Source organism: Micromonospora sp. WMMA1949 (genome assembly GCF_027460145.1).
GTDB lineage: Bacteria > Actinomycetota > Actinomycetes > Mycobacteriales > Micromonosporaceae > Micromonospora.
In genome coordinates this window covers 5466639-5478498 of sequence record NZ_JAPZBG010000001.1, presented here as the reverse complement: position 1 = coordinate 5478498, position 11860 = coordinate 5466639, and the positions used below count along the sequence as shown (strand labels likewise).

General features: G+C 76.1%; 7 protein-coding genes. 1 reads left to right on the top strand and 6 read right to left on the bottom strand.

Going from position 1 to position 11860, the window contains the following annotated elements; translation table 11 throughout:
* Nucleotides 1-37: 37 nt before the first annotated feature.
* The gene (locus O7607_RS25535) at nucleotides 38-544 is read left to right on the top strand and encodes an Lrp/AsnC family transcriptional regulator (RefSeq protein ID WP_030499924.1); all 507 of its coding nucleotides are present in this window, start codon (nucleotides 38-40) and stop codon (nucleotides 542-544) included.
* Between the two features lie 4 nt (nucleotides 545-548).
* On the opposite strand, the gene O7607_RS25530 is transcribed toward O7607_RS25535, so the two are convergent.
* The 6 genes from O7607_RS25530 to O7607_RS25505 are packed head-to-tail and all read right to left on the bottom strand — an operon-like array spanning nucleotide 549 to nucleotide 11773.
* Nucleotides 549-1529, bottom strand: coding sequence for a DNA polymerase domain-containing protein (locus tag O7607_RS25530; protein WP_269705745.1), 981 nt, complete (start codon nucleotides 1527-1529; stop codon nucleotides 549-551).
* Nucleotides 1530-1563: 34 nt separating this feature from the next.
* Nucleotides 1564-3582, bottom strand: a complete 2019-nt coding sequence (locus O7607_RS25525; protein WP_269705744.1) for a hypothetical protein — start codon at nucleotides 3580-3582, stop codon at nucleotides 1564-1566.
* Between the two features lie 10 nt (nucleotides 3583-3592).
* A complete protein-coding gene (locus O7607_RS25520) occupies nucleotides 3593-4705 on the bottom strand; it encodes a VWA domain-containing protein (protein ID WP_269705743.1) in 1113 nt (370 codons plus the stop codon).
* Nucleotides 4702-7002 carry a DUF5682 family protein gene (locus O7607_RS25515; RefSeq protein WP_269705742.1) on the bottom strand — a complete coding sequence of 767 codons (2301 nt, stop codon included), beginning with the start codon at nucleotides 7000-7002 and terminating at the stop codon, nucleotides 4702-4704. Before O7607_RS25515 ends, O7607_RS25520 begins: the two co-directional genes overlap by 4 nt.
* On the bottom strand, nucleotides 6999-8102 hold the full coding sequence (locus O7607_RS25510) for an ATP-binding protein (protein WP_269705741.1): 1104 nt from the start codon (nucleotides 8100-8102) through the stop codon (nucleotides 6999-7001). The genes O7607_RS25515 and O7607_RS25510 overlap by 4 nt, the downstream gene beginning before the upstream one ends.
* Nucleotides 8099-11773 (bottom strand): DUF4132 domain-containing protein, encoded by a 3675-nt coding sequence (locus tag O7607_RS25505; RefSeq protein WP_269705739.1) that lies wholly within the window; start codon nucleotides 11771-11773, stop codon nucleotides 8099-8101. The genes O7607_RS25510 and O7607_RS25505 overlap by 4 nt, the downstream gene beginning before the upstream one ends.
* Between the last annotated feature and the right edge of the window lie 87 nt (nucleotides 11774-11860).

Sequence of the window (11860 nt, the reverse complement as noted above, 5' to 3'; positions counted from 1 at the left end):
ATGAACGCGGGACGAATGGCACGGAAGGGCGGCTGAGGTGAGCCAGGAGACCGGCACCACACCGGGCGCGGCGGGCGGAACGGGACGTTCGGCCGGGCCGCTGGACGAGGTGGACCGGCGGATCCTGCGCGAACTGGTCCGCGACGCCCGCACGTCGATCCGTACGCTCGCCGAACGGGTGCACGTGTCCCGCACCAACGCGTACGCCCGGGTGGAGCGGCTGCTGCGCGACGGGGTGCTGACCGGGTTCACCGCGCGGGTGGCGCCGGAGCCGGCCGGGCTGGGCACGTCGGCGTACATCGCGCTGACCATCGAGCAGAACACCTGGCGGGAGGTCTCCGCCGAGCTGGCCCGGGTGCGCTACATCGAGCACGCGGCGCTGCTCAGCGGCGAGCACGACGTCCTCGCGCTGGTCCGGGCGCCGGACAACGCGACGCTGCGGGACGTGGTGCTGGACCGGGTGCAGAGCATCGCCGGGGTGCTGTCGACACGTACCTGGCTGGTGTTCGAGGAGTTCGACGGCACGCAGAGCCCCTGGGACTGACCGGTCAGCGTTCCGGCGGCGGCTCCAGCCCTTCGGCGTCGGCCCGCTCCAGCAGGGGTTCCAGCGAGTACCGCCGCGCGTCCAGCCCGGCGTGCGGGTCGCCGCGCCCGGCGAACCGCTCGGGCATGCTCAGCACGTCGAAGTCCTCCGGGCGCGCGTCGTCCAGTTCGGACCATTCCAGCGGCGCGGAGACCAGCGCGGCGGGCGTCGGCCGGATCGAGTACGCCGAGGTCATCGTGTGGTCGCGGGCCATCTGGTTGTAGTCGACGAAGACCGGCCGGTCCCGCTGGTCGCGCCACCAGGTGGTGGTGACCAGGTCGGGCAGGCGGCGCTGCATCTCCAGGCCGAGCGCGAGCACCGCCCGCCGGCACTCGCCGAAGCTCCAGCGCGGCTCGATCGAGACGTACACGTGGATGCCGCGCCCGCCGGTGGTCTTCGGGAAGCCCTCCAGGCCCAGCTCGGCCAGGAACGCGCGTACCTCGTGCGCCACCGGCACCACCTGCGCGAAGTCGACCCCCGGCATCGGGTCGAGGTCGATGCGCAGCTGGTCGGGGTGCTCCACGTCGTCCTTCGACACCGGCCACGGGTGGAACCGCAGCGTGCCCAGGTTGGCCGCCCAGATCACCACGGCCAGTTCGCTCGGGGCCACCTCGTCGGCGGTACGCCCACTCGGGAACGTGATGTGGGCGGTGCGGACCCAGTCGGGCGCGCCGGCAGGGAGCCGCTTCTGGTAGAACGCGTCGCCCTTGTTGGTCTGCCGGGTGGCCACCTTGGCGCCCTCGAACACGCCGCGCGGCCAGCGTTCCAGCATGGTCGGCCGGTCCCGCAGCGCGCGCAGGATGCCGTCGCCGACGGACAGGAAGTAGCTGATCACGTCCAGCTTGGTCAGCCCGCGCTCCGGGAAGTAGGGCTTGTCGGGGCTGGAGACGCGGACCAGCCGCTCCCCCACCTGGATCTCCTGCGCCGCCGTGGTCGCCACCGTCACACCGTAGCGATCCTTTCCCGCGGTGGGGACCGGCTCACCGGGACTCCGCCGTGACGGACAACCGGATCCAGGCGTCCACCCAGGCCCGTACCGCCGGTTCGCCGGGGTCGGCGCCGAGCGCTGCCGCCAGCCCGGCCAGCGTCGCGCCGCAGCGCTCCAGGCCGGCTCCGCCGAGCGCGGCGGCCGTCGCACCCAGCCGGTCCGGGAAGCCCGCCGGCAGGTGCCGCAGTCCGGTGTGCGCGGCCTGGGCGAGCAGCGCCGACGCCGTACCGAGGGCGGCGGCGACCGGGTCGGGCCGGGCGCCTACCGTGCCGGCCGGCCGGCCGTCGCCCACCCCGGGTGCCAGATCGGGTACGACCACCGCGTCGGCGACCACCGCCAGCGGCTCGACGACCAGCCCGTCGGCGCCTCGGCGGACCGTCCCGCTGACGTAGCGCGGCGGCCCGTGCGTGCCGTCCAGCACCGCCGCGAGCGCGTCGAGTGCGCCCGGGGCGGCGGCGTGGTGGGTGGCGGTGATCGTCGCCGTGCCGCCGTCGGCCCCGGTCACCGTGGCGTGCAGGCGCTGCTCGCCGGCCGCGTACCCGATGGCGCGCACCTCGCCGAGCGCCAGGACCCGCACCGACTCGGCGGCGGTGCGGGGGCGCAGCGGCCGGGGTGGCCGACCGGCCAGCTCGGCGGCGAGCGCGTCCGGGTCGCGGGCGAGCAGGCCCGGTGGCAGGCCGGACCACTCTCCCGCGCCGGGGGTGACTGTGGTGCGGGCCAGCCGCCCGGCGGCGAACCGGAGCTGATGCGCGGCGCTGCGCACCGCCGACTCGGAGACCACGTTGCCGGTGGCCAGCGCGCCGAGCGTGGTGCCGGTGACCCGCCGCCCGGCCAGCTCGTGGCCGGTGGGCGTGCCGTCGTCGGTGACGGGGTAGGCGCGGCGCAGCACCAGCACGGAGACGGCCGCCGGGTGGGCGAGCACCACGTCCACACCCACCTCGCCGCCGCTCTCACGGACGCGGGCGCCGAGGCCGGTCAGGCGCACCCGCCGCAGCGGGGTCTCGGCCGGCTCGTGGGTGCCGAGCACCCGCTCCGGTGGGGTGGCGCCGGCGTTGACGACCGCGCGCCGCCGGGCGGGCAGTTCGGCGAGCAGGTCGGCGAGGGCCTCCGGCCGGTAGCGGGCGCCGCGCGTCGCGTACGCCTCCAGTTGCCCGGTCAGGTCCTCCACCGCCAGCAGCGGCCAGCGCATACCGGCTGCGTCGAGGTCGCGCCGGGCCGCCGCCAGCCGGGCGTCCACGCCGGAGCCCAGGTGCGCGGCCCCGGTCAGCAGCACGTCGGCGGCCAGCGCCACCGCCGCGTCCAGCGCCGGATGGTCCGTCACGGTGGCCGCGCCGCCGACGCGTACCTGCGCCTCGGGGCGGTCCGGCTGCTCCCGGTCCGCCGCCCGGCACGCCCACACCGCGAGGGCGATCGCCTCGCCGCCGTCGTCGGCCGCGTCGCCGCGCGCGTACCCGACCTGGCGCGGCACCAGGAAGCGGACCGTGCCGGTGGGCAGCTCCACGCGCGGGACCGGGTCGGCGGCGTCGGGCCGGTGGACCACGGCGGTGTAGCCGCGCCGACGGCGCCGCTGCGCGGCGGCGAGCGCGGGCGCGCCGATCGCGGCGGCCAGTTCGTCGTCGGTGACATCGCCCGGCGACCAGCGCCACGGCTCGCCTCCGGCATCCTCCCGGCCGGGCGGGGCGTCGTGGCCCGGCCCGGCGTTCCGGTCGGGCGCGGCCTCGCGGCCCGGGGCCTCGCCGTGCGTGCGCTGGTAGGTCAGCACGACGGCGAGCAGGTGCCGGCACACGCCGGGCGCCGGGCAGGTGCAGCTCCCGGCTGCCAGGCCGGCGCCCGCGGGCAGCGTCGCCGTCACCCCGTCCGGGTACGCGGCGCGCACCGCGCCGTCGGCGTCCACGGTGAGCGCGGGGCGCTCACCGGCGTCGACCTCCCTGGTGGCGCGCTTCACCAGGCCCCTGTTGCTCAGCGCGGCGAGCACGTCCGGGGTGAGCGCGATCAGGTCGTCTCGGGTCATGGCGGTCCCCCTACCGGCCCACGTGCTCGGCCACGAACGCGGCCAGCTCGCCGGGCGTCATCGCGCCTACCGCCGCGCCCACGTCCGCGAGCCGCTGGGCGGTGGCCCTGTCGTACGCCGGGTCGGCCTCCTCGTCCAGCGCCGCGAGGGCCAGCACGTGTGTGCCCTGCTCCACGAGCTGCCGCACCGACCGGACCAGCCGCCCGGCGTCGCCGCCCTCGTAGAAGTCGGACACCAGCGCGACTATGGTCCGGCGCGGGTTCTCCACCAGCTGCGCGCCGTACGCGACCGCGCGGGCGATGTCGGTGCCGCCGCCGAGCTGCACCTTCATCAGCAGCTCCACCGGGTCGTCCACGTCGGAGGTCAGGTCGACCACGTCGGTGTCGAAGGCGACCAGGTGGGTGCGGACGCCCGGCAGCCCCCACAGGCAGGCGGCGGTCACCGCGGCGTGGATCACCGAGCCGAGCATCGAACCGGACTGGTCCACCAGCAGGATCACCTGCCAGCGGTCGAGGTGGCGGCGGGTGCGGGAGAAGAAGTGCGGCTGCCGTACGTGCAGGCGGCGCTCGTCCGGCCGCCAGTGCGCCAGGTTCGCCCGGATGGTACGCCGGACGTCGAAGTTACGGGCCTGCCGGAAGCGGCTGGGGCGGCGCGCCCGGGGCCCGGAGAACGACTGCCGCACCTCCGCGGCCAGCCGTTCGACAAGTTGCCGCACCACCGCCTCGACCAGCTTGCGGGCCAGCCGCAGCACGTCCGGGTTCATCAGGTGCTTGGTGCGCAGCACCGCGCGCAGCAGCGCCGGGTTCGGCTCGACCCGGGCCAGCACCGCCGGGTCGGTGACGACGTCGTGGATGCCGTACCGCTCGACCGCGTCGCGCTCCAGCCGTTGCACCGTCTCCTTCGGGAACAGCCGGGTGATCCCGTCGAGCCAGTCCACTGTGGTCAGCACCGACGGGCCGGACCCGCCGCGCCGCACGTCGCGGCGACCCAGTTCGGCGTCGCGGCCGTAGAGCCAGTCCAGCGCCGCGTCCCGGCCGGCCGCGTCGGCCGACAGACCGCCCAGGCTGTCCTGCGCCGCGTCGCCGAGCACCAGCCGCCAGCGTTCCCGCATCGGGTCGCTCACGTTCCGTCACCCTCCCACAGCCCTTCCCGGGTCAGCACCGCGTCGACCCGCTCCTCCACCGCGCGGGCGGCGGCCACCAGCAGCGGGTCGGCGTCCAGCCGCAGCAGGTCACCGGGGGGCGCGTCGCCGCCGCGCAGCGTCTGCACGTGCCGGGCCACCTCGGCCCGTTCCCGGGGCGGGAACCAGCCGAACGCCTGCCGCAACGCCGGCAGCGCCACCAGGAAGTCGTGCGCGCCCATCGAGGCGAGCAGCTCGTCCACCACGGTCAGCAGTGCCGCGTCGCCCGCCACCACCTCCTCCCGGGCCAGTGCGAACAGCCCGCCCAGCCAGTCGCCGAGCATGTCCGGCGCGGCCACCGCCCGGACCGCGCGGGCGACGTCCGGCACGTCCCCCAGCGACCAGGTCAGGCCCAGCGCCGCGCCGCGCAGGTCCGGCGGGGCCGCCGCGTCGGCCGCCACCCGCCCGGCCACTGCCAGCACGCCGTCCCGGTCGAGCCCGAGCGCCGGGCCGGCGTGGCGGACCGCGTCCCGGACCGCGACGAGCACGGTGAGCCGTCCCGGGTCGGCCGGGGCGGCAGCGGCGCGCACGCCCTCGACGAGCCAGAGCGCCCGGCGTACGGCGGCGGTGATCAGCGCGCCCAGCGGGGCCGTCCCGGCGCTGCCGAGCAGCCGGTCGTGCCGCCACAGCGCCAGCGCCACTGCGAGCGCCCGGCCCAGCGCCCGCAGGTCGGTGACCCCGCCGGTGGCGCGGGCGATCGCGGTGAGCGTGCGGGTGGAGTGCTCGGGCAGCCCGGCCAGCGCGGTGTCGAACAGCGTCGTGGCGAGCGCGTCGACGTCCGCGCCGAGCAGCGTCACCCGTTCCTCGATCCGGGCGGTGACGGCGTCGGTGACGGTCGGCCCGTACCCACCGGCCTCGATCACCCGGGCGAGCCGGTCCGCCGACGGCGCGGGCGACCAGCGTTCGGTGAGCAGCGCGTCCGCGCCCACGCGCGGGCCGCTGTCGCGGGTGTGGCCGGGCACGTCGAGCAGCCGCAGCCGGTGCAGCAGGCGGCTGCGGGCCAGGTCGGCGGCGTCGGTCAGGTCCAGCTCGACCGTCTCGTGCGGATCGATCCGGTGCCGTGCCAGCTCGGCGTCGACGTCGTGCACGAGCGGCGGCAGCGGCGTGTCCGGGTGCAGCCGACCGACCCGGTCACCGCTGAGCGCTGCGACCATCTCCACCACCACCGGGTGGGCGCCGGGTGCCAGGGTGCCCCGGGTCGCCCACGGCAGCGGCTGGTCGAGCGCGTCGGTGACCAGCGCGGACACCAGAGCGTCGAGCACGTCGACCCGGCCCGGGTGGGCGTGGCCGCGCAGCCGGGCCAAGCCGCCGGCCATGCTCCGGGCGGCGATCAGGTCGGCGGTGGAGACCGGCTGCCGCCGGGCGCGCAGCCGGGCCGCCACCGCCTCGGTGAGCGCCTCCGCGGCCCGGCGCGGGCCGTCCTCCCAGACCCGCTGGTAGTACGCCGGGGAGGGCATGCCGGACTGGTAGCCGACGAAGGCGTCGAGGCGCCGGAACGAGTACGGCACGAGGTAGCTGCCCGCCACCGCGTCCGGTGCGGGGGCGGGGACCTCCGGCCAGTCGTCGTCCGCTGCGTCGTCGCCGGCGGTGAGCCGGACCAGGGCGGGACGGTGGAAACCGCCGGTCACCACCAGCACCGGCCGGCCGGCGGCCCGGCGCCGGGCGGCGCGTACCCAGCGGGCCATGTACGCCTCCCGGGCGGTGTCGTCATCCCCCGCCGCCGACTCGCCGCGCAGCAGGTCGAAGTACGTGTCGAGGCGCTCGGCCAGCCCGTCGTCCGGACCGATCTCGAACAGGTGGTCCCAGAGCGCGTCCACGTTGTCCACGGCGAGGGTGGCGCACAGCCGGCGGACCGCCTCGGCGTACCGCTCGTCGGCGTCGGCGTACCGGTTGGCGCGGTCGGACAGCGCGGGATGCCACGCGGGCAGGTCGATGAAGCGCAGCTGCGCGCCCACCTCCCGCCCGGCGGTCAGCGCCACCCACTCCGGTGAGTACGCGCAGAACGGACTCCAGGAGGCGTGCCGCCGGCTGGCGTCGCGGTGCGCGGTGAACACGGCGATCGGCAGCTGGTGGTCGAGCAGCAGCTCGTCCATCCGCCCGTTGAGGTCGGCCGGCCCCTCCACCAGCACGTACGCCGGGCGCAGCCGGGCCACCGTGGCGGCGACCAGCCGGGCGCAGGCCGGACTGTGGTGCCGGACGCCGAGGAACGTGACGCCACCGGGCGCCTCGACGGCGCTCACCCGGGCAGCAGGTGCCGGGCGTCGTGCACCGCCCGCCACTGCGCGCCGGAGCGTCGCGACACCTGCTGCTCCAGGTAGCGACGCAGCCGGGCCAGGTCCTCCGCGTCGTCCTTCGCGGCGGTGCCGGCCAGGCAGGCGACCAGGTCGGCGGCGTCGCCGGGCTCACCGCGCAGGAACCAGCCGCGCAGCCCGACCGCGTGCGCCACCGAGACCGCCTCGGCGGTGCTCATCACCGCCGACAGCCGCTCCATCGCGTCGCCGCGTTCGGTGATCCCGGTCCGCAGCTCCCGGAACGTGGTGACCAGCACCTCCAGCAGGTCCCGCCGGGGTGGCGCGGTCACGCCGGAGCGCCGCAGCAGCTCGCCCGCCTCGGCCTCGACCAGCTCCAGCTCGGTGCCGAGGTCGGGAATCGGGAAGACGGTCTCGAAGTTGAACCGCCGCTTCAGCGCGGCGCTCATCTCGTTGACGCCCCGGTCCCGGGTGTTCGCGGTGGCGATCACGTTGAAGCCCTCGCGGGCGAACACCGTGGCGTCGGCGCCCGGCAGCTCCGGAATGGCGAGGACCCGGTCCGACAGCGGGGACAGCAGGCAGTCCTGCACCTCCAGCGGGCAGCGGGTGATCTCCTCGAAGCGGACCACCCGCCCCTCGGCCATGCCGCGCAGCAGCGGCGCCGGCACCAGCGCGCGCGGCGACGGGCCGTCGGCGACCAGCAGCGCGTAGTTCCACGAGTAGCGGATCTGGTCCTCGGTGGTGGCCGCGCCGCCCTGGATGGTGAGCGTGGAGTCGCCGCTGACCGCGGCGGCGAGCAGTTCGGACAGCAACGACTTGGCGGTGCCGGGCTCGCCCACGAGCATCAGGCCGCGGCTGGTCGCCAGCGCCACCAGTGCCCGGTCGATCAGCGACGGGTCGCCGACGAACTTGCGCCGGATCCCGGCCGCCGGGTCACCGAGGATGAACCGGCGCGCGGCGCGCAGGCTCAGCCGCCAGCCCGGCGGGCGCGGATCGTTGTCGTTCGCGGCCAGCGCGGCCAGCTCGTCGGCGTACCGCACCTCGGCCGGGGGACGCTGGGCCCGCTCGACGGCCGGGTCGAGCGCGGTCACCGGGTCACCTCCGCCAGGTCGCGCAGCACCTCGGAGACGGTGACGTCGTCCAGGTCGCGCAGGCGGACCTTGCCGCCGCGCTGGAACCAGTCGCCGTACGGCACGTCGTTGACCCAGACCGCCTCGATCTTCTGGTCGGGGAACATGTCGACGATTCCGACCGCGATGCCGGGGTCGAGGTCGATCACCACGGCCCGGCCGCCGGGGACCTCGCGCTCCAGCCAGCTCTGGATGCCGGCGTCCTGCGGTGTGCCACGCCGCCAGCCCCGCCGTTCCAGGCTGAGCAGCCGCCCGGCCGGGACCGTGACGCCCATGTGCCGGTGCAGCAGTTTCTCCGTGCGCTCGGCCTCGTCCAGCCGGTGCACCTCGCGGCCGAGCTGCGGGAACGGCTGGAGGATCTCGTAGTCGGCGAAGACCTCCGCCCAGGCCGGCACCGCCGCGCCGAGGTGCAGCGGGTGCGCGATGGTGACGGTGGCGTCGTCCGGCAGCGCGTACGTCTCGTCGTCGACGTCGGCGAGCGTGCGGTCCTCGGCCACCCGGAACGCGGTGCCCACCTGGCCGGAGCCGTCCACTGTGGCCCAGACCAGCCGTCGGACGACGTGCCACAGCAGCGGGTGGGACAGGAAGTAGTGGCGGAAGTCGGCGGCCGGCCAGCGCCGCCCGGTCACCATGGCCGTCTCGAAGCGGCGGATCTGGTCGGCGGCGAGCGTACGCACGTCCTTCTTCAGGCCGGCGAAACGCTTGTGCGCGGCGGGCGCCAGCGTGGCGTCGTCGCGGGCACCGGGCTTGGGCAGGTCCTTGCGGCGTGCACCGGCGCCGTCCACCACGTACGGCTTGAGCTGCTCGTCGAAGCCGACGGTGAACCGGCGCGGCCCGTAGTCGAGGACCAGACTGCCGTCGGCGTCCAGCCCGAGGTCGGGGACCAGCCGGTCACCGAGCTGCTCGGGCGTCAGGCCCAGCACGTCGGCGACCTCGCCCACCTTGCGCGCAGCCTGCTCCCGCAGACCCCGGAACTTCACCTTCTGCGAGATGCCGTAGAGGTGCATCAGCGCCACGTCGGTGCCGATCTGCGCCAGCACCTCCAGGCCGGTCACCGCCCGCGCGTGCTGGCTCTCGCCCGGCCAGGCCCGCACCAGCGGCGCGAGCCGCCGCGCGGTCGAGTCGTCGCCGAGCAGGCCCAGCCCGGTGAACGCCCAGCCGTCCTTCGACGGCGCACCGGCACTCTGCCAGCTCTCGAACAGCGCCCAGGCGAACTCCGCCAGCGAGTCGGTGTCGCACGCCGCGCGGACGATCTCCACCCCTGGGTACGGCTCGCCGGGCGGGGAGATGGCGAGCATGGTGCAGACGTGACGGATCGCGTCGGCGGGCAGCGCGGCCGAACGGTCCCGCAGCAGCACGTGCGGCAGCACCGCCGGGTCCAGCCACACCGGCAGGCTCGGCATCCGGGCCGGAAGCTGGGCCAGCGGGTCGGCGTCGAGCATGGCGGTGGCCGCGGCGAGCGCCTCCTCGCCGTGCTCCCGGGCCACGCCGAGGAGCACCTCGCGGTGCTCCGCGGCGACCAGGCGCAGCGCCCGCTCGGCGGCCCGGCGGCGCGGGCCGGGCGCGCCCAGGGCGGCGGGCAGCAGCGCCCGCACGGCGTACTCCGGGTGCCGCCGCAGCCAGGCCCGGGCGACCGGGCGGGCCGTCTTGAGCCGGTCGAGCCAGTCGGCCATCAGGTCGGCGACCTCCCCGTCGGCGTACGGCAGCAGCACCTCGCCGACGCTCTTCGGCGCGGTGCGAGCCAGGTGCAGCGCGGTGGGCAGCGCGTCCAACTCGTACCGGCCGACGAGGCGGGACATCCACTCGTCGGCGCCCCAGGACTCGTCGGGCCGCCAGGCCGGCAGCAGCGGCCGGGCCAGTTCCCCGGTCGCCCGGACGAAGAAGTAGATCTGTTCACGCGAGTCGGCCCGCCCGGCGGCGATCTTCGCGGCCAGCATGCTCAGGTCGTTCCCGTTCCAGTAGCCGGACCAGCGGGGCACGACCGCCGCCCACCGTTCCCGCTCGCCCGGCAGCCAGTCCATGGCGGACCCGGCGGGCCGCTCCATCTCGCCGACCACCGGCGGATCGATTCGCGGGCGCCGGACCGACCACGGCGGGCTCACCAGCACCGGCGGCAGCTGGTCCGGCCCGGCGACCGGCAGCGCGGAGGTGTCGGCGTGGATCCGCTCGATCCGTTCCCGCTGCGGCGGGTCCAGCGCCGGCAGCGCGGCCTCGACAGCGGCCGGGTTGGCCAGCACGTGCGCGCGCAGCAGGGTGGCGGCCTCCCGCGCGGCCGGGCTGCGCCCCTCGGCGGGGGCGGACAGCAGGCGCACGCCGCGCACCGGGAAACGGCGCAGCATCTCCGTCACCGCGGGCGGGACGTACCTGCGGTCCAGCCGGTCGAGCAGCGCCGCCATCGGCTCGTCACCGGGCAGGGCCGCCAGCAGTGACACCAGCCGCTGCCGGGCGTCCGCGCCGGCGTGCTCGTGGTCGAACCAGCCGATCAGCACCGGCGCGATCGGTGACCCGACCGCCGCGGTGGCGGTGACGATCGGCGCCAGGTCGTACATCAGCCGGTAGACCGTCTGCTGCCCCTCAAGGGCGTGGACGGCGTCCACGTCGTCGACCGCGCAGAGCAGCAGCTCCGCGAGCAGCGGACCCCCCTCGCGCGCCACGTCGGCCACGTCCCGGGCCACCCACTCCCGCTCGGTCGGCAGCAGGAACGAGGTGGCCGCCCGCACCGGAAGCGGCCCGGACCGGTACGGGGCCAGGGCGGCGTGGGCCGCGGCGTAGTCGCCGTCACCGGCTGCCGCAAGGTGCGCGCGGACCCGGCGCATCACCGACCGGCGCAGTCGCCAGTGACTGTAGCCGTGTGCGTTCGTCGCCTCGGTGCGGCGCAACGGAAACGAGGACGAGTGTCCGGCGGCCGCCACGGTGATCTGCTCGGTCGCGGCGACCGCCGCACCGGCCGGGCCGAGGTCGGCGACCAGCAGGTCGGCGAGGGCATGCCCCTGCTGGTCGCGCACCCGGTAGTCCAGCGCCGTGCCCACCGCCGCCACCAGCGCCGCCCCGCCCAGCGGACCAGGCCGGCCGTCGAGGTAGCCACGCAGCGCCGGGCCCAGCTCCGGATCGACGGAGAGCCGTGCGGTGGAGGCGAGATGGTCGGCCAGCGAGTCCAGCAGTTTCCGCCCGGCGGCGCGGCTTTTCGCGGCGGACGGCAAGGCCGGGCCGGGTGTGCCGTCCCGGCGCGGGATCAGCATCCGTCGCCAGCCGCCCGGGACCTCGAAGGCGTCCTCGTCCGGCAGCTCGCCGGCAGGCGACAGCGCCCCGGCCGGGTCGCTACCGGCCGAACCGGTGCCGGCCGGATCGGCACCGGCCGCTTCCGGGTCGTGACCCGGTGCAGTCGGCTCGACGGCGGGCGCTCCGGTGTGCCCGGCCGAGGGCGCGACTGTCGTCTCGGCGTACCCCTTGCGCAGTTTCTCCGCGACCAGCCGGTCGGCGTGCGCGGCGGCCTCGGCCAGCGAACCCAGTTCCTTGACCTGGGTGCGGCCCTGCGAGCCGATCGATCCATAGCGGACCGTCACCGTCGTGTCGCTCTGCCCGACCTCCCAGAACTTGGCCGAACCGCCGCCCACGAACTCGAATCTGCGCACACCGTCTCCTTGATCGCCCGCAGTGTGCGGGGACCATAACCGGCGGCACCGACAGGCGGAACCGCTCAGGTGATCAGCAGCCCACAT